Genomic DNA, 18722 nt, shown 5'->3' with positions numbered 1-18722 from the left:
ATTATATAATATTTTTCCCTATAACGTACCTTTGCGGGGAATAAGGCGTTGGCAAAAAACGCTTATCATTTAAAAGCAACAATAATATGGAAGATTTTGAGAAGCGCTGGAAACCCGTAGAAGATATGCTTACCGAGAGGTTTGGGAAAACGCCCAACATGGAAGCCATTCTTTTTCTTATTGGCGTAAATGAAATAAATAATTTAAAGAAGAAATATACCAAAGAACAAAAGCAGGACCTGATGCACGTGGCTGTATGCACACTGCTGAGCCAGAGTGGCTACTTTGAACTTGATGGCTATGATAAAGACGGATGGCCGCATTTCAAGGAAACGCAACCGGTTCCTAAAATGGAAATGGCCGAGCAGGAAATCTTCCTGAAAGAACACGTAATTGCTTACTTTGCCAGTCACGAAGAAGCATAATACACCCTTATGAAGAAACTGTTACTCCTTAGTACCCTTTTTTTACTGATTGTTAGCCTGGCGGCTGCCAAAAACCGGAAAGTAAAAGTAATTACCCCATATGGCACCATGGTTATCCGGTTGTATGATCAAACGCCGAAACACCGCGACAACTTTGTAAAGCTGGCCAGGCAGCATTTTTACGACAGTACCCTGTTTCACCGTGTTATCCGGAACTTTATGATCCAGGGTGGCGATCCTGATTCCAAACACGCCCTTCCGGGCGATACGCTGGGTAACGGTGATGTGGGTTATACGATTCCGCCGGAGTTCCAGCTGGATTTATTTCATCGTAAAGGCGCGCTGGCAGCGGCCCGGGACGACCGGCCCGATAATGCTTCTTCCGGTTGCCAGTTTTACATTGTGCAAGGCAAAGTGTTTACCGATGAGCAACTGGACAAGCTGGAACAAACAAGACTAAAAGGCCGTAAAATACCGGTAGACCAACGGCAGGTATACAAAACAGCAGGCGGCAGCCCCCACCTGGATCAGAACTATACCGTATTTGGGCAGGTGATCAAAGGCATGGACGTGATCGATAAAATTGCAGCGCTTAAAACGGATAGCCACGACAGGCCACTCCAGGACGTGCCGGTGAAAATCCGTGTTATAAAGAAGTGGTTGTTCTTCTAAAGAAAAATACCATGTCGGCAGAAAGTCAAAATTTAGGATAGCTTGCCGTCAAAATCATAATAGTTTCTGTATTTTTACGGCTCAAAATCAAACTTGATATGAATTTTCCGTCAAACCTGCGTTACACAAAGGATCACGAATGGATTTTATTAGAGGGTAATGTAGCTACCATCGGTATCACTGAATTTGCACAGCGCGAATTAGGCGACATCGTTTTCGTAGATATCAACTCATTGAGCAAAACAGTAAACGCCGAAGAAGTATTTGGTACAGTAGAAGCAGTAAAAACAGTGTCTGACCTGTTTATGCCTGTTGCAGGTACCGTTAGTGAAGTGAATCCTCAGCTGGAAAGCTCTCCGGAGCTGGTAAACCAGGATCCGTATGGTGATGGCTGGATGGTGAAAGTAACCGTTAATAACCCGGCTGATGTGGAATCATTGCTGGATGCTGCCGCTTACCAGGCGCTGGTAGGTGAATAATTCCGACCAAAATAATCTTTTATATAAGAAAAGGACAACAGGCTACGTTATTGAGCGGTCAGCCTGTTGTCCTTTTTACTGCTAAAAAAGGATCATGAAACTCCTGAGATATTATACGCCAGCTATTTTATGGATCATCCTGATCCTTGTGTTGTGTACCCTTCCGGGGAAAGATATTCCCTCCAACTCATTTTTTGAAAAGATCCATTTTGATAAGTTTGTTCACTTTGGCCTTTTCGGTGGCATTGTGCTGTTCCTTAGCCTTGGCATTTATTGGCAAAAGAAATATATCTCCGCTGCCACGCTTACACTCCTGGTTTTGCTGGCAGCCGGCTATGGCCTTGCCATAGAATTTATCCAGAAATACTGGGCCTCAGGCCGCAGTTTTGATATGTATGATGTAATGGCTGATACTTTGGGCGCCATTGCGGGTGTTTGGGTTTTCAAATTGGTGCTGTACCTCTTCTTCAATAGGGATAAATAAAATTCCCCCCTGTAACCAGGGGGGAATGCATATCTGCTTATGAGAAATAAGTGTTTCTAATATTTTTATTACTGTTGACCAGCTTCTTTCTTCGCATCATTCTTCATCTTATCATTTGCAAAGATAGAGAACTCACAACGGCGGTTAGTAGCACGGTTTGCATCTGAATCATTTGGTACTTTAGGTTGTGATTCACCATACCAGAAGCCTTGGATACGGCTTTTTGAAATACCCTGTGCTTCCAGGTAAGCCATTACGCTTTTAGTTCTTCTTTCAGACAAACCCATGTTGTATTCATCTGTACCCTTGTCGTCTGTATGACCTTCCACACGCACATACGTGTCGGGATATTTGTTCAGGATAACAGCCAGCTGCCTGATATTGTCCTGTGCTACGGCAGACAGGTTGGATTTATCAAAACCAAATAATACGCCTGCATCAAATGTTACGTTGATACCTTCACCCACACGTTCTACGGTTGCATTTGGTACCTCCGTTTTTATTTCCTGTGCCTGCTTATCCATTTTCTTTCCTATCAAAGCACCACCGGCACCACCTAACGCAGCACCAATAATAGCTCCCAATGCTGTGTTACCGGCCGCTTTACCAATTACAGCACCAGCGGCTGCTCCGCCACCAACGCCAATGGCAGCGCCTTTTTTAGTATTATCCATGCCCTGCCAGGTTTTACAACTGAACAACATGGTTGCAGACAAGACCACAGCTATCAGAACATTGAGTTTTTTCATCATAATAAATTTAGACGTGAAGGTTTTTTTGCATTAATTCCGTTGACAAAACTATTGAAAATCTTGTAAACAAATAGTTTGCCAACTTGATTTATGAGTCACAACATATTGATAAGGAGAAATAAACAGGCAATAAAAAAATTACAGCCATAAATCACATAACAATAATTGCGCATAGAAAAGTAACGTGTACGATTATATAACAATGAAGCAGCCAAAAAGATTACCCCAGCAGATTTTTTAATAACCCGCCAATTCCGCCGCCTTCGCCAGCCTGTTGTTGTTGCTGTTGGGCGCCGTTGGATAAAAGGCTTTTCAGATCTTCCAGGTTCACCTGGCCGTCGCCGTTTTTATCGAGGCCGCCAGACAGTCCGCCCAGTATGCCGTTCAGGTTAAGTCCCTGTGCGGAGCCTCCGGTCAGTGAATTAAGGATACCATCCAGGCTGAAGCTGCTGTTACCAGGGTCCTTTGTTTTATTTGCCAGGGAGGCTAACACCGTTGGGATCAGGGTAGCTGCCAGCTGCGTAGCGGTGCCTTTATCCAGGTTGAATTTTTCGAGGAGTGTTCCGATAAAATTGTTGGATATATTTCCTACAACCGGGTTAGCGGTGGAGGTATCTGTACCGGCGCCTCCCAGTAAAGACAATACCCCTTCAGTGTTGCCGCTGGCCAACTCCTGTTGCAGACCTGATGCAATGGAAGAAGTGGCAGCACCTATCACGGCTTCATTATGTTCATTCGGAACAGCAGGATTGTTTACCACAGCGCCCTGGGCATTTTCGCGGACGAGGTCCATTAATTGCTCTAACATTTGATGATGATTTTAGGGGAAGAAAAGGTTTTCGTTTAGTGCTACGGCTTGTGACCGCTGACTAAATGTAGGATATTTTGAGAGATTACAAATTAAGCTGCCAGGAAATTTGTGGAAAGATAACAGCAAGAGATAGCTGTTACTTTCCACAAAATCCCGGGACCGGTGATTATTAACTGCCCTGTTTCAGCTTCTCCGCATTTTCGGCAAACTGAAGGGCTTCAATCATATCTTTAATATCGCCGTTCATAAAGGCGTCCATATTGTATACCGTCATACCAATCCGGTGATCCGTTACACGGCCCTGCGGATAATTGTAAGTACGTATTTTGGCGGAACGGTCGCCGGTAGACACAAGACTTTTCCGTTGTGAAGCGATAGCATCTTCATGTTTACGTACTGCCGCCTCGTATATGCGGGTCCGTAACATTTTCATCGCAATTTCCCGGTTAGAATGCTGGCTGCGCCCTTCCTGGCACTCTACCACCACGCCGGTAGGAATATGCGTTAACCTTACGGCTGATTCGGTTTTATTTACGTGCTGTCCGCCCGCGCCTGAGGACCGGAAGGTATCCATTTTAATATCAGCCTCCCGTACATCCACATCCACTTCTTCCGCTTCCGGCAATACTGCCACGGTTGCCGCCGATGTATGCACGCGCCCGGAGGCTTCTGTAGCCGGTACACGTTGCACCCGGTGCACACCCGACTCAAATTTCAGGGTACCATATACATCATCGCCGCTTACTTCCATCACTATTTCCTTGTAACCGCCGGCAGATCCGGGGTTTTCATTCAATAAGCTCGTTGTCCAGCCTTTGAGCTCACAAAAACGCAGGTACATACGGAACAGGTCTCCGGCAAAAAGACTGGCCTCATCTCCACCAGTACCAGCGCGGATCTCCAGGATAGCATTCTTTTCATCCTGCGGATCTTTTGGTATCAGCAGGTTACGGATCTCTGCTTCCAGGGCAGCTTTCTGCTCCTGCAATTCTTCTGTTTCAGCTTTGGCCAGTTCACGCATTTCTTCGTCGCCACTATCCAGCACTTCTTTGTTAAATGCAATATTGTCCAGCAATTTACGGTAGGCCTCATATGCCTTTACGATCTTTTCCAGCTGCCGGTATTCCTTGCTGAGCTGCCCAAACTTCTTGTTATCACTAACAACCTCGGGATTGGTAAGCGCCATCGATACCTGCTCGAAACGACCTTTTATAGCTTCCAGTTTGTCTATCATAATTATATTTGACTTTTGAGTACCCTTTCCAACCGGAAATGATACTGCCAATCGGGTTGCAAAATTAACACCATTAACTTAATTAAACAGCAGGTAATTGAAACAGATCAAATTAAAGGGAAAAGATATATTTAACGGTACACATCTGCTGGGTTCGGGGAAAGTATTGATACTTAGGGAAGATGGCGTAGTAGCGGGCATTGTAGCCGAACCGGACGCTGGTAACAATGTCAGGGAACTGGATGGGATACTGTGCCCGGGATTCGTAAATACCCATTGCCACCTGGAATTATCCCATATGAAAGGTATCATCCCGGAAAAAACCGGCCTGCCGGCCTTCCTGACACAGGTGATGCAATTGAGAAACCAGGCTGGCGGCGACTATAACGCTATTATCGACAAGGCCGAACAGGACATGTGGGAAAGCGGTATTTCCGCGGTGGGCGATATCTGCAACGGCACCGCCACGCTGGTAAAGAAACAGCAGGGCAGGATGTACTACCACACTTTTGTAGAGTGCATGGGTGTAGCCCCCGCCGGCGCCAACAGCCGCTATCAACACAGCATGGATGTACTCGCATCCTTCCGGGAAATTAATGGCTCCCATCACCACTGCTCCATTGTACCGCATGCGCCTTACTCGGTCAGCAATGCTTTATTCGGGTTGCTGGCAGGTACACCGGATAACACGCCGGTATGCATCCATAACCAGGAAACACCGTCGGAGAATGAATTATATCAACAGAAAACAGGAGATTTCCTGTCTTTCTACCAGCATTTCGGGATGGATATCAGCAGCTTTCAGCCTACCGGCACCAACAGCCTGGAAGCCTATCTCCCGTACTTTTCCCGGAATAAGATCCTGCTGGTACATAATACCTTCACGGCTGCAGCCGATATCCGTTTTGCGCAACAGCAACCAGTGGAAACCTGGTGGTGCCTTTGCCCCCAGGCCAACCTGTACATCGAGAACCGCTTACCCGATATTCAGCAGTTCAGGCAACTGCAATGCAATATCACCCTGGGCACAGACAGCCTGGCTTCCAATCACCGTTTATCTATCTGGGAAGAAATAAAAACTATCCGCCGCTATTTTCCGGAAATTCCGTTGGAAGAAATATTGCAATGGGCTACATTTAATGGCGCAAAAGCCCTGGGCATACAGGATACCTACGGTTCTTTCAACCCGGGCAGCAAACCAGGCGTAATATTGATTAACCAGGAAAGCAGTAGAATTATTTAGCTGTAACTTATGAACGATTTTTTAAACAAAGTAATTTTAGACAACCCCGTACAGGACTACCTGATATTGATCGGTGTTTTATTGTTTGTATTTATTATCAAACGGTATATTTCAAAGGGACTCGCCACCATCCTGTTCCGGCTGGTACGGCACTGGTCGCCGCAAATTGAGGAAAAAGACTTTATCAGCCTGCTGCTGCGCCCCCTGGAATACTTTTTCCTGCTGATTACCTTCATGCTCACCATCGACCGGTTTACATTCCCCCAGGTGCTGAATGTTCATATTTACAATAAAGCCACCCTGCACGATGTAACCAACACCTTACTGAGCCTGTCGCTAAGTATGAGCATTATCTGGATCATGCTGCGACTGATCGATTTCGTTGCCCTGGTACTGGAAAAGAAAGCAGATCTTACAGAAGATAGAACGGATAACCAGTTCATTATTTTCTTCCGCGATTTTTTCAAAGCCATTGTATTCATCATGGGCGCCATTGCCTTTATCCGTATCCTGTTCGGACCGGGGCTGGTAGAAAAGATCATTGCCGGTTTGGGAATAGGTGCTGCCGCGCTGGCATTGGCCGCAAAAGAAAGTATAGAGAACCTGATCGGCTCCTTTATCATTTTCTTTGATAAACCATTCCGTGTAGGCGACAGCGTTAAGGTGGATTCATGGCAGGGTACCGTGGAAAAAATCGGGTTACGCAGTACGCGCATCCGTACACTGGAAAAAACTTTTGTAACAGTGCCCAATAAAAAAATGGTAGACAGTATCCTGGATAACCTTTCCCTGCGTACGCAGCAGCGGGTGGCGCTGAAACTGGAGCTGGGAACGGATACCCCTGCAGAAACCCTGTTGCTTTTCCTTCAGGATTTGCGGCATATGCTGGGTAACAATCCTAACGTACTGGAAAATTTTACGGTGAACCTGAACGACTTCACCAAAGACACTTACGTGATCCAGATCGTTTTCAACACCTACATCATTGACGGGACGCAGTATAACTCGTTGAGGGAAACCGTTAACCTGAACGTGATAAAACTGCTGGAAGCACGTGGGCTCAAACTGCCGACCACCTCTACTAACGTGACGCTCACTGATCCGAGGTGAACGGAGGGGATCGCCTTCGGCGATTGTCTTGGAACAGGATTACGCTGATTATACTGATTTTTCTGATTTGATCAGGTTTTGATTTTTATAAATGATAAAGGAGATAAAAGCGAATATGTCCGCTTATATCTCCTTTATCATCTATAAAAATCAAAAAAGTAAAATCAAAACCTGATCAAATCAGAAAAATCAGTATAATCAGCGTAATCCTGCTCCAAGACAATTTAATATCACCGAAGGTGATCCCTCCGCTATTCTTTCTCCTTCTTCGTGCTGCTCAGCAGGATACGGGAAATATCGGCTTCAATTGATTCTTTTGGCGCACCTACAATGCGGCCTTCTTCTTTACCGTCTTTGAATACGATGATGGTAGGCAATTTCTTTACTTTATAATCTACCGGTGCATCTGTTTGCAGTTTCTTATCTGCAGCAAACATGGTGATCTGTTCATCAGGGCTGCCGCCGGTGATCATTACTTTATATAAGGCTGGTACTACTTCACGGCTGGTATTGTCCCAGGTGCCCATTACCACTACCATATTGAAGTTGGCGCGGTTGGTTTTGATATAGTTCAGCATATTGTCGTTAGGCTGGTAGCTGTTTACACCTTTGTAGAACCACGTTGTGGAGGTGTCGTTCATCAGTGTTTTCATATCTATCTTACCCTTCAGTACTGTTTCATTCTGTGCCCAGGCCAGGGTCGAGAATAACAGGCCACCACCCAATAGTAATGTTTTCAATCGCATAATGTTGTTTTTATAATTGATCTTTCAGTTCCGTTAAGAAACCCCGTACCTTTAGCAAAGCCTGTACCATTTCAAAATTACGGGCGGCCAGCTTGTGATCTTCCTTCAGTTTCTGCTTCGCTCCTTCTATCGTATACTTCCTTTCGCGCAGTAAGTGGTAGATTAATTTAAGGTGGTGAATATCTTCCTGCCGGAAAAGGCGGTCGCCTTTCCGGTTCTTTTTGGGTTGCAGTATATCAAACTCATTTTCCCAATAGCGTATCAGCGACGTATTCACCTTAAACATGGCTGCTACCTCACTGATAGAATAATACTGTTTATCCAATACCAATTTGTCCAATTCCATAATCAGATCCGGGTCCTCCGATAACTCTTTCAATGATTTACGCCCTCGTTTTTTCCCAGGTATGGTGGTTGCTACGGCAGCCTTCTTGCTGCTGGCCTTTGCTTTTACTTTAACTGGTCTTGTTACCGCAGCTTCGGCAGGATGCGGTACTCCAGATGTCGAAAAAAGGTCTAGCTGGTGCATCGTAGTAAAAAACGAGGTGACAAATATCTTTTACGAAGATGAAGTTAAGCTTTTAGCTTGTAGCTTGTAACATTCCTCCCTCATTTTTTGGGTTTAGATAACCTCCTGAAACTTTATAACCCGCTAAAAACTAACAGATTTAGTCAAACGACTGGTTTCCCGACCTTGCCATTTTGAGCATCCGGTCAAATTGTTCCGGGGTAAGATCATTAAAGAAGAAGTATACCGGGTCCACCTTATCGCCGTTTTTAATAACCTCGTAATGGCAGTGCGGCCCGGTAGATTTACCGGTACTTCCTACCCAGCCCAGTACATCGCCGCGTTTAACCGCCTGCCCGGCTTTTACTTTCATGCGGAGCATATGCCCGTAAAGGGTTTTATAGCCGTATCCATGCCGTACAATCACGTGGTTGCCGTACCCCACATCGCTCAGGCTGGCCTCTTCCACGGTGCCGTCGCCGGTAGCGTAGATAGGCGTGCCGCTGGGAGCTGCAAAGTCGAGCCCCGCGTGATACTTCATGGTTTTATAGATAGGATCGATCCGGTACCCGAAACCAGAAGCAATATGTTTAAGATCTTTATTGGAAACCGGCTGGATAGCAGGGATAGAGGCCAGCATCTGCTGCTTGTTCTTTACCATCTTATCAATTTCATTATAAGATACCTCCTGTGCTTTTACCCGGTTATCCAGTTCCTTAAGCAATACAGCAGTGGAGGCGATGATTTCACTGCTGGCAAAGGATTGCAGCTGCGCAGCTTCTTCATCCCGCTTCACTTTACCCATGCGGGTACTGTCTGGAATAGGCGAGGCCTCAAATATAACCCGGTAAATTTCATTGTCGCGGTCTTCCAGCTCCGCCAGTTTTCCCTTTACTTCCCGCATCCGCCCCTGTAACGCATCATATTTTTCTTTCATACCTTCAAGGTCCCGGCGAAGGGATTTCTCCTTGGGGGAATCAACCAACCGGTAGGCTATGGAAAGGAAAATAGCCCCGGTTACAATAGCCGCAGATACAAATCCCAGTATTCTCAGGATTTTTACCCGCAGCGAAACAACGAGCTTCTCGTATTTTAATGTTTGGGTATTATAAAAATATTTAACCTTCTTCATGCACCAGGGTATACTTTATGCGCCATAGTGCAGTGAACGCTATGACAGCAGATTTATTTCACGAGATACAAACTTATGGATGGGTATTGTTGGCATTTCTTTTCCCACTAAACTATTTTGCCGGGTAAACACAACCTGTTTTGCATAATCATACAGGTTTCAATATTTTTGCACTCCCTTTAACACGGCGGGAAAATAAGGCGCACAAACCTACTGTAATTAGATTAAAACATCAACCTTTTGATTGTAAATTTTCTAACTACTTCATAATGGCTTGAAATACAGCTACAAGCCCTTACCCGGTTACGGCTTATAAGATATAAAATACATATTAATTCGTATCAATATTTATGACAGCATCTGAAATAAGACAGCAATTCCTGGACTTTTTTGCGTCGAAAGGGCACCAGATCGTTCCATCTGCCCCTATCGTTATTAAAAACGACCCTACCCTGATGTTCACCAACGCGGGCATGAACCAGTTCAAGGATTACTTCCTCGGCAACAGGGTCCCCCCCAACAAAAGGGTGGTTGATACGCAAAAGTGCCTGCGGGTAAGCGGCAAGCACAACGACCTGGAAGAAGTAGGTATTGATACTTACCACCATACCATGTTTGAAATGCTCGGCAACTGGAGCTTTGGCGACTACTTTAAAAAGGAAGCCATTGCCTGGAGCTGGGAACTGCTCACCGAAGTGTATAAAATCCCGAAAGATAAACTGTATGTGACTGTTTTCCAGGGAGATGAAAACGAACACTTACCTAAAGACCAGGAGGCATACGACTTCTGGAAGGAACATATTGCGGAAGACCGTATCCTGCTGGGTAATAAAAAAGATAATTTCTGGGAGATGGGGGATACCGGTCCATGCGGCCCCTGCTCCGAAATTCATGTGGACTGCCGGCCGGCCACCGAAAGAAGCCAGGTAGATGGTAAAACCCTTGTAAATGCCGACCACCCCCAGGTGATTGAAATATGGAACAATGTATTCATGCAGTTCAACCGCCTGAAAGATAAGTCGCTGGAGCCATTGCCGGCACAACACGTGGACACGGGCATGGGACTGGAACGCCTTGTAAGGGTATTGCAGGATAAAACCTCCAACTACGACACAGACCTGTTCATGGGTACCATCCGTACCACGGAAGGACTTACCGGCAAAAAATATGCTGGCACCGACGATAAAAAAGATGTTGCTTTCCGCGTAATTGCCGATCACATCCGCGCAATATCCTTTACCATTGCCGACGGACAGCTCCCGTCCAATACCGGCGCAGGTTACGTGATCCGTCGTATCCTCCGCAGGGCGGTACGCTATTATTTCTCCTTCCTGGAAGTGAAAAAGCCACTGCTGCATGACCTGGTACCAGTACTGGCCGCCCAGTTTTCACATGTATTCCCCGAATTGCAACAGCAGGTGGACTTTGTGAAGAAAGTGGTATTTGAAGAAGAAAATAACTTCCTGCGTACCCTGGAAAGCGGTATCCGCAGGATAGAAGATTTTATACAACACAGTACAACAAAAGCCGTAGATGGGAAAACCGCTTTCGAATTATACGATACTTACGGTTTCCCCTATGACCTTACCAGCCTGATAGCAGCGGAAAATGGCTTTTCTGTAGATGAAAAAGGCTTTGACGCCGCTATGAAACAACAGAAAGACCGCTCCCGCGCTGCCACAGAACTGGATATGGGCGATTGGGTAATTCTCGACGAAACACCCAACTCTGTTTTTGTTGGATACGAACAACTGGAAAGCAGCACCAAACTGCTGAAATACCGCACCGTAAAGGCGAAAGGGAAAGAACAGTTCCAGCTGGTACTGGGGCAAACACCCTTTTACGCTGAAAGTGGCGGCCAGGTAGGCGATACCGGCACCCTGCACTTTGACGATGAGGTAATTCATGTTACCGACACCAAAAAAGAGAACAATCTCACCATACATTTTGCAGATAAGCTGCCGGCACAACCCGGCGCACCTGTAAAAGCAGCCGTAGCCAAAGAGAAGCGCCACAATACCGAGCGCCATCACTCGGCTACCCACTTATTGCATGCTGCACTGCGGCAGGTATTAGGTACGCACGTAGCCCAAAAAGGATCGCTGGTTAATGCAGATGCCCTGCGCTTCGACTTCTCCCATTTTGCAAAAGTTACGGATGAGGAACTGGCGCAGATAGAAGCGATCGTGAACGAAAAAATACGTGAGAACATCCCCGTGGTGATCCGTGAACTACCCAAGGAAGAAGCCCTGAAGCTCGGCGCCATGGCGCTATTCGGCGAAAAATACGGCGATACCGTAAGAGTGGTGATCATTGATCCTGCTTACAGCGTGGAGCTTTGCGGTGGAACCCACATCAGCTCTACAGGAGAGTTAGGCCAGTTTAAATTTGTTTCCGAAGGTGCTGTTGCCGCCGGTGTACGTCGCGTGGAAGCAGTAACCGGCGCAAAGGCAGAAACTTTTGTGAACGAACAGCTGCAGCAACTGAAAGAAATTAAAGCAGCCCTGAAAAACCCCAAAGAGCCCGTAAAATCCATAGAAACACTGCTCCAGGATAAAGCCTCCCTTGAAAAGCAACTGGAAGCGCTGGAACTGGAAAAAGTGCGGGCCCTGGCAGTCTCCATACGCCAACAGACAGAAAATATCAATGGGGTTAACTTCCTTGGCCAGGTAGTAAATGTGAATAGTGCAGAAGGTTTAAAGCAGCTTTCTTTCCAGCTCAAAAATGAGATCCCTGATCACGTATTGCTTTTTGTAGCTAATATTGGCGGAAAAGCCAGCGTGGCGCTCAGCATAGATGAAAAACTGGTGGCCGCCAAAGGATGGGAAGCGCCAAAAATCATTAAAGAGCACATTGCTCCACTGATAAAAGGTGGCGGCGGGGGCCAGAAAACCTTTGCCACAGCAGGCGGACAGGAAACAGATAAGCTTGACCAGGTGGTAGTTGCCGTAAAAAAATTACTCAACACATAATCAAAATAACAGGGTCTGACTAAACGGTAAATAAAGGCGTTGAAAATTGTGTGACCGCAGTTTCGCCATCTTAACCTCCTGTGAGGGAGGCCTTTTGGTCAGTCCACTGCCGGATTAAATAAAAAGGGGTTGTCTTAGCACTTCAGGACAGCCCCTTTTTTATCCGGGGTCGTGATGGAGAAATTTTAAGCAACCCTCAGAAGGTTCATTTTACTTATGATACATCCCCTTTGCCCATCTACCCAACATTTTTAACTTTTTCTTTCCTGGCCCACCCTTTAATTTTGTTGCATTCGTTAAATTTAATCAACAAAATAACTTTAGCACCATGAACAGGTTACTGCAAATTCTCACTATGGCAGGTTTTTCCTGCTTCACCATGAGCGCGGTATCTGCGCAAACAAAAGACAGTTCCAAAAACCAACTGGGAGAGTTCGATGAAATTGTGATCAAACACAAAAGCGATAAAGACGGCAAAGTGACCGTGGAAATCAAAAACGGCGATGTGTTGATCAATGGCCAGAGGCTGGATCAGTACAAGGATTCCGACCTCTCTGTTTTCCGCCGCAAAATTACACCCCGCGATGGTAATGCCATCAGCTTTGACAGCAATTCTTTACAGGGTGGCAGCTTTAATCTTTTCAACGACAACGGCGACGATGATGATGAAGGGATAGAAATGCCGGTGATGAACAAAGCCATCCTTGGCGTGATCACTGAAAAAGTGACTGCCAGCGGTGTAACCGTAAAATCAGTGGCCAAAGGCACTCCCGCCGATAAAGCAGGAATAAAAACCGGCGATATCATTACTTCTGTAGATGATAAAAAGATCAATGAACCGGCAGAGCTGTTTGAAGAGATCGGTAAACATAAACCGGCAGACAAAATAACGGTAACATATATACGTAATACCAAAACAAACAAGGTAACGGTTACCCTCGATGAAAGAAAAGGGATAGATAACAGCTGGAGCATGCATCCGCCTTTATCTGCACAGCCAAAGAACGGCCCCAGATCGTTCTCTTTCCCGATGCCGCATGGCGGACAAGGCTTTGGCGACAACTGGTTTAACCGGATGGATAATGGAGACAAACTCGGTATACAGGTGCAGGATACTGAAAAAGAAGAAGGCGCACAGGTGATCGCTGTAAGTCCGTCTTCGCTTGCCAGCGAAGCGGGATTTCAGAAAGATGATATTGTAGTGGAACTGGCCGGCACTCCCGTTAAAAATGCGGCGGAACTTTCCAGGGCCTACCGGGAACACCGCAGCCAGGGCGCCACTATTGACGCCAAAGTAAAAAGGAACGGCGCCAATAAAACACTGACTGTTAAAGTACCGAAAAAGTTAAACAAGGCTGATATATAACTTCATTGCTGATGTTGGTATTAGATACCAGGTATTCATCTCCCATAAAAAAATATCAACATCAGCAATTCTTCATCTATTTCATCACCATTTTCATCATCTTCAATTTATTCTTAAACGGCGGGTATTTCATTGGAACATCCAGCCAGGTGGCCGTTTTCAGCATTCCTTTCTGATGGGTAAAAGTGTCAAAGCTGTATTTACCGTGATATTTTCCCATCCCGCTATAACCCGCGCCCCCAAAAGGCAGTTCAGGATTGGTAAGATGTACCAGCGCATTGTTTACGCAGCCTCCTCCAAAACGCACCTGTTCTATCAGCGCTTTTTCCGTTTTCCTGTTCTTTGTAAATACATACAATGCCAGCGGATAAGGAAGTTGCTTAATGGCCTGTATGGCCTGGGGCAGGCCCGTATAGGTAAGGATGGGCAGCACCGGGCCGAATATTTCATCCTGCATCACAGGGTCGGTCCATTCCACTTCCTCCAGCAGGGTGGGGGCAATGTATAGCTGTTCCCGGTTGGTTTGTCCTCCATGTAATATATGGCCACCGCCCAGGTAGCCTGCCACCGTATCAAAGCGCCTGGCATTAATAATACGGGCGTAATCATTGCTTCGGGAAGGGTCTTCCCCGAAAAACTCCGTGATCGCCGCTTTCAGCGCAGTGACCAATTCTGCTTTTACTTTCTGGTGCACCAGCAAATAATCAGGCGCCACACAGGTTTGCCCGGCATTCCAGAACTTTCCCCACACTATTCGTTTAGCCGCTACTGTTACATTTACCTTTTCATCTACCACACAGGGTGATTTTCCTCCCAATTCCAATGTAACAGGCGTGAGATGAGGGACGGCCATTTCAAGGATCTTCTTTCCCACCGGGATACTGCCGGTAAAAAATACATGGTCGAAACGAAAGCTCATCAGGGTAGGAATTACTTCCGTGCCATCGCCTTCTACTACTGTGATATAGGCCGGATCAAAAGTATCTTTTATCAGTTCGGCGGTTACGGCAGCTGTATGCGGCGCCAGTTCCGACGGCTTGATAATGGCGCAGTTGCCACCGGCAATAGCGCCCAGCAGAGGACTGAGCAGCAACATAAACGGGTAGTTCCAGGGCCCAATGATAAGTGTAAGTCCCAGCGGCTGCTTATACACCCGGCTGCTGCTCGGATAGGTTACAAAGGGGGAAGTGACTAGCTCCGGTTCCATCCACTGTTTCAAACCTTCCAGGATATAGCTGATTTCTTCATACAAAAATCCTATTTCACTACCATAGGCCTCCAGCGGATGCTTATGCAGATCGGCATGCAGGGCGGCGGTAATTTTATCTTCATACTTTTTGATCCCGCTTTTCAGGCGCTTTAACTGCGTTTTCCGGAAGGAATACGACAGTGTGGCGCCTGAATCGAAATAAACCTGTTGCGCCTGGTAAAGCTGAGTTGCCTGGGCCTTGCTGATCATAGGGAAGAAATTTTGATGTGTATCTCAATTTAGGGATTTATTGGCACCAAATAGCCTGAAATCACGGTATTATTTGAATATATTTGTGGGAATCAGTACGGAAAATGAGCGATATATACAGCAAATATGAAACAGTGATCGGGCTGGAAGTGCATGCCCAGCTGCTTACCGAAAGCAAATTATTCTGCAGCGATAGCGCAGCTTTTGGCGGCGCTCCCAATACGCATATAAGTCCAATTACAATGGGACACCCGGGTACTTTGCCCCGGATGAACCGCAAAGCAGCCGAATATGCCATTAAGCTGGGGCTTGCCTGCCACTGTGAAATTGAAAAGGACAACTATTTTGCCCGTAAAAATTACTTTTATCCCGATCTTCCCAAAGGATACCAGGTATCACAACATACAGCGCCCATCTGTAAAGGAGGCTACATCAGCATTATTACAGACGCCGGCGCCCGCAATGTGCAGTTAAACCGCATTCATCTTGAAGAAGATGCCGGTAAACTGCTGCACGACCAGGATCCATACAACAGCTATGTAGATCTGAACCGTGCCGGCGTGCCGCTTGTGGAAATAGTAACTGAGCCGGACATGCATAACAGTGAGGAAGCCTATGCCTATCTCACCGAAATGCGCCGCCTGGTACGTTACCTTGGCGTTTGTGATGGTAATATGGAAGAAGGCAGCATGCGGTGCGATGCCAACATTTCAGTTCGCCTGAAAGGCAGTACCACCCTGGGTACAAAGGTGGAGGTAAAAAATATGAACTCCATCCGCAACGTAAAGCGGGCCATTGATAATGAAGTAAAAAGGCAGATTGACCTGATAGAAGCCGGCGGTACCCTGGTACAGGAAACACGTAGTTTCGACGCCTCGAATGGCAGCTCTTTTTCGCTTCGTTCCAAAGAAGAAGCCAACGATTACCGCTATTTCCCGGAACCGGACCTGGCGCCATTTAAGCTAACCGATCAATTCATTGACAGTGTACGTGCTACACTGCCTGCATTACCGGAAGAACTCATACGTAAGTACACGGCCGATTTCGGATTGCCTGAATATGATGCGCGCGTCATCTGTGATGATAAATCTACAGCAGATTACTACGAAAGCCTTATTGCCGTTACTTCACAATACAAGGCAGCAGCCAACTGGATGCTGGGACCTGTTAAATCCTGGCTGAATGAGCATTCCGCAGAAATCGGCCATTTTCCGGTAACACCGCAGGCGTTGGCTGCGCTGATTACGCTTACAGACGCCGGCAAAGTAAGCTTTTCCATTGCCTCGTCCCGTATATTGCCGGAAATGATCCAGGCGCCTGCAGATCACCCGATGGATATTGCCACCCGCCTGAACTTATTACAGGATAATAACGCCGATAATATTTCTCCGATCATTGATGAAGTACTGGCTAAATATCCTGATAAAGTGGCTGCTTTTAAAGGGGGCAAAAAAGGACTCATGTCGCTGTTTGTAGGAGAGGTAATGAAGTTGTCCAAGGGCAAGGCAGATCCCCGGCTTACCAACGAATTACTGGCTGAAAAGCTGAAAGGCTAAATTTCATTGAAAATATTTAGCCTATCTTGAGAGTTATCTGCCAGATGAATGTTCAAAAAATAGTAGCATGAAAAAATACTTATTATGGGTTTCCGCCGCTGCTTTCCTTGCAGGATGCGCCGGGCAAACGGAAAAAGGAGAATTTAAAATAGATGGTCACCTGAATAATTTACCACTCGGTCCAGTATTATTGGAAGAACTGACACTGGATAATGTAAAAGTGGTGGATTCTACCAATGTAAAAGATGCCAGTGGAAAATTCACATTAAAAGGAATGGTAGCCGAACAGGGGCTGTACCGTATACGCTTTGAAAATGGCAAATTTATATTGCTTGCACTCGATGCCGGTGATATGAAAATAGACGGAGATGTAGATAAACTGGAAGATGTAAAGATCAGTGGCTCTGAACCAACAGCCGAACTGCAACAGTTTATGAGCGACATCAGCAAACAGTCTATTGCACTCACAGAAGAAATGCGTAGCCTGGACAGTCTTCACGCCATATTACCCGACAGCGCCTTCCAGCCGAAGGTAGCAGCCTTCCAGAAAAAAGAAAAAGAATTTGAAAACGGCTTTTTCCTGATGGCTGATAAAACAAAAAATCCGGCCACAGCAGTATTTGCCATCAGCCAGGTAAGAAGCGGGGAAGAAATTGTGGCGCACAAACAGGTGATCACCAATCTGGCTACCCGTTTTCCTAAAAACACGCTGGTAAAAAGCATGACCGATAAAATCCTGGAACTGGAGAAGAACCAGGGCGGCGGCGACGCTGCAGGCGGGGAGGAACCATCTGCTGTGAAAGTAGGACAGGTAGCCCCCGATTTTACGCTTCCGGATCCGTCCGGCAAAATGATCAGCCTCAGTTCTTTCCGTGGTAAATATGTACTGGTGGATTTCTGGGCCAGCTGGTGCGGTCCCTGCCGCCAGGAAAATCCTAACGTAGTAAAAGCATACCAGCAATACAAGGGGAAGAATTTCACGATCCTTGGCGTATCGCTGGATAAAACAAAAGACAAATGGCAGGAAGCTATCAAAGCAGACGGCCTGGCCTGGAATCATGTAAGCGATCTCAAATTCTGGGATTCAGCGGTGGTACCGTTGTATGGCCTTAATGCCATTCCTACTAATTTCCTGTTAGATCCGCAGGGGAAAGTGATTGCGTCTAACCTGAGAGGGCCTGCGCTGGAAGCGAAGCTGCAGGAAGTGCTGAAGTAAGTTATTTATTTTTATAAAAAAGCCACACAGGTGAAATTGCCTGTGTGGTTTTTTTTATTTGCTGCCCCTTCCATCGCGCTCAATAATTGTTTGCATTCCTAATAAGGATATTCCTTTAAAAACAACATTCACTTCATTACCTTATAAAAAAAGCGGCCGCCTTAAAGGCAGCCGCTTCCTATTATTAGTTAAATGAAATACTGGCTATTTGTTGTTATCCCACCAAACGCGATCGGTCATTAAACCGGGTTGTTGTGGTTGTTTATTGGTGTTATTTTCAGAAGCCGGGTATAACCATCTGCGTGGAATGGTAGTCATTCCCAGATAAGGGTTCTGTACCACTGTGAGCTTGGGGAAATTGGTTCTGCGCCAGTCATTATATGCTTCCAACGTTTCGAAGTTGGAGATGTATTTTTCATACATGATCACCTCATAGGCGTTCTTAGTAGTAAGTTTACAGTTAGCTGTAATATAGTTCTGTACAGCAGCGCTTGTTGGATTTAAACCAAATCTTTTCATAGTCGCTTCTACTGCTTCTTTTAAAATCGGTTGTAATG

18 protein-coding genes are annotated in these 18722 nt (G+C 46.1%); 10 read left to right on the top strand and 8 right to left on the bottom strand.

Annotated elements, in window-relative coordinates:
* Positions 1-86: 86 nt before the first annotated feature.
* From VN105_RS25435 to VN105_RS25420, 4 genes are all read left to right on the top strand, one after another.
* Positions 87-425, top strand: a complete 339-nt coding sequence (locus VN105_RS25435) for a hypothetical protein (RefSeq protein ID WP_325645541.1) — start codon at positions 87-89, stop codon at positions 423-425.
* 9 nt (positions 426-434) lie between these two features.
* A complete protein-coding gene (locus VN105_RS25430) occupies positions 435-1097 on the top strand; it encodes a peptidylprolyl isomerase (RefSeq protein WP_325645539.1) in 663 nt (220 codons plus the stop codon).
* Positions 1098-1195: 98 nt separating this feature from the next.
* Positions 1196-1576, top strand: coding sequence for a glycine cleavage system protein GcvH (gcvH, locus tag VN105_RS25425; protein ID WP_325645537.1), 381 nt, complete (start codon positions 1196-1198; stop codon positions 1574-1576).
* Positions 1577-1670: 94 nt separating this feature from the next.
* Positions 1671-2060, top strand: coding sequence for a VanZ family protein (locus tag VN105_RS25420; protein WP_325645535.1), 390 nt, complete (start codon positions 1671-1673; stop codon positions 2058-2060).
* Between the two features lie 68 nt (positions 2061-2128).
* Here the strand turns inward: VN105_RS25420 and VN105_RS25415 are convergent, their stop codons facing one another.
* The 3 genes from VN105_RS25415 to prfA form a co-directional block, all read right to left on the bottom strand.
* Positions 2129-2734 carry an OmpA family protein gene (locus VN105_RS25415; protein ID WP_325645533.1) on the bottom strand — a complete coding sequence of 202 codons (606 nt, stop codon included), beginning with the start codon at positions 2732-2734 and terminating at the stop codon, positions 2129-2131.
* 298 nt (positions 2735-3032) lie between these two features.
* Positions 3033-3620, bottom strand: a complete 588-nt coding sequence (locus VN105_RS25410) for a hypothetical protein (protein WP_325645531.1) — start codon at positions 3618-3620, stop codon at positions 3033-3035.
* A 172-nt stretch (positions 3621-3792) separates the two neighbouring features.
* Positions 3793-4857 carry a peptide chain release factor 1 gene (gene prfA / locus VN105_RS25405; protein ID WP_325645529.1) on the bottom strand — a complete coding sequence of 355 codons (1065 nt, stop codon included), beginning with the start codon at positions 4855-4857 and terminating at the stop codon, positions 3793-3795.
* A gap of 97 nt (positions 4858-4954) precedes the next feature.
* Here prfA and VN105_RS25400 point away from each other — a divergent pair, with 97 nt between their 5' ends.
* Complete coding sequence (locus VN105_RS25400; RefSeq protein WP_325645527.1) at positions 4955-6100, top strand: amidohydrolase family protein; 1146 nt, start codon at positions 4955-4957, stop codon at positions 6098-6100.
* A 9-nt stretch (positions 6101-6109) separates the two neighbouring features.
* Positions 6110-7210: a mechanosensitive ion channel family protein gene (locus VN105_RS25395; RefSeq protein ID WP_325645525.1), complete on the top strand. Its 1101-nt coding sequence runs from the start codon at positions 6110-6112 to the stop codon at positions 7208-7210.
* A gap of 251 nt (positions 7211-7461) precedes the next feature.
* Here VN105_RS25395 and VN105_RS25390 read toward each other — a convergent pair whose 3' ends face one another.
* The 3 genes from VN105_RS25390 to VN105_RS25380 all read right to left on the bottom strand — a co-directional run bounded on the left by VN105_RS25390 (position 7462) and on the right by VN105_RS25380 (position 9596).
* Entirely contained in the window at positions 7462-7956 is a 495-nt protein-coding gene (locus VN105_RS25390) for a thioredoxin domain-containing protein (RefSeq protein ID WP_325645523.1), read from the bottom strand.
* A gap of 10 nt (positions 7957-7966) precedes the next feature.
* Positions 7967-8335 carry a MerR family transcriptional regulator gene (locus VN105_RS25385; protein ID WP_227024430.1) on the bottom strand — a complete coding sequence of 123 codons (369 nt, stop codon included), beginning with the start codon at positions 8333-8335 and terminating at the stop codon, positions 7967-7969.
* A 289-nt stretch (positions 8336-8624) separates the two neighbouring features.
* Entirely contained in the window at positions 8625-9596 is a 972-nt protein-coding gene (locus tag VN105_RS25380; RefSeq protein ID WP_325645522.1) for a M23 family metallopeptidase, read from the bottom strand.
* 350 nt (positions 9597-9946) lie between these two features.
* On the opposite strand from VN105_RS25380, the gene alaS reads away from it, so the two are divergent.
* A complete protein-coding gene (gene alaS / locus VN105_RS25375; RefSeq protein ID WP_325645520.1) occupies positions 9947-12568 on the top strand; it encodes an alanine--tRNA ligase in 2622 nt (873 codons plus the stop codon).
* A 328-nt stretch (positions 12569-12896) separates the two neighbouring features.
* Positions 12897-13934: a PDZ domain-containing protein gene (locus VN105_RS25370; RefSeq protein WP_325645518.1), complete on the top strand. Its 1038-nt coding sequence runs from the start codon at positions 12897-12899 to the stop codon at positions 13932-13934.
* A 76-nt stretch (positions 13935-14010) separates the two neighbouring features.
* On the opposite strand, the gene VN105_RS25365 is transcribed toward VN105_RS25370, so the two are convergent.
* Complete coding sequence (locus VN105_RS25365) at positions 14011-15393, bottom strand: aldehyde dehydrogenase (protein WP_325645516.1); 1383 nt, start codon at positions 15391-15393, stop codon at positions 14011-14013.
* A 104-nt stretch (positions 15394-15497) separates the two neighbouring features.
* On the opposite strand from VN105_RS25365, the gene gatB reads away from it, so the two are divergent.
* Both gatB and VN105_RS25355 read left to right on the top strand, forming a co-directional pair.
* Positions 15498-16949 (top strand): Asp-tRNA(Asn)/Glu-tRNA(Gln) amidotransferase subunit GatB, encoded by a 1452-nt coding sequence (gene gatB, locus VN105_RS25360; RefSeq protein WP_325645514.1) that lies wholly within the window; start codon positions 15498-15500, stop codon positions 16947-16949.
* Between the two features lie 67 nt (positions 16950-17016).
* Positions 17017-18165, top strand: a complete 1149-nt coding sequence (locus VN105_RS25355) for a TlpA disulfide reductase family protein (protein WP_325645512.1) — start codon at positions 17017-17019, stop codon at positions 18163-18165.
* Positions 18166-18369: 204 nt separating this feature from the next.
* Here the strand turns inward: VN105_RS25355 and VN105_RS25350 are convergent.
* A partial coding sequence (locus VN105_RS25350; protein ID WP_325645510.1) for a SusD/RagB family nutrient-binding outer membrane lipoprotein occupies positions 18370-18722 on the bottom strand: 353 nt, incomplete at its 5' end.

It is taken from the genome of Chitinophaga sp. (assembly GCF_035564935.1).
Taxonomy (GTDB): domain Bacteria; phylum Bacteroidota; class Bacteroidia; order Chitinophagales; family Chitinophagaceae; genus Chitinophaga.
Note: the sequence above shows the minus strand (reverse complement) of the source record. Positions and strands in the feature narration are given on the sequence as shown.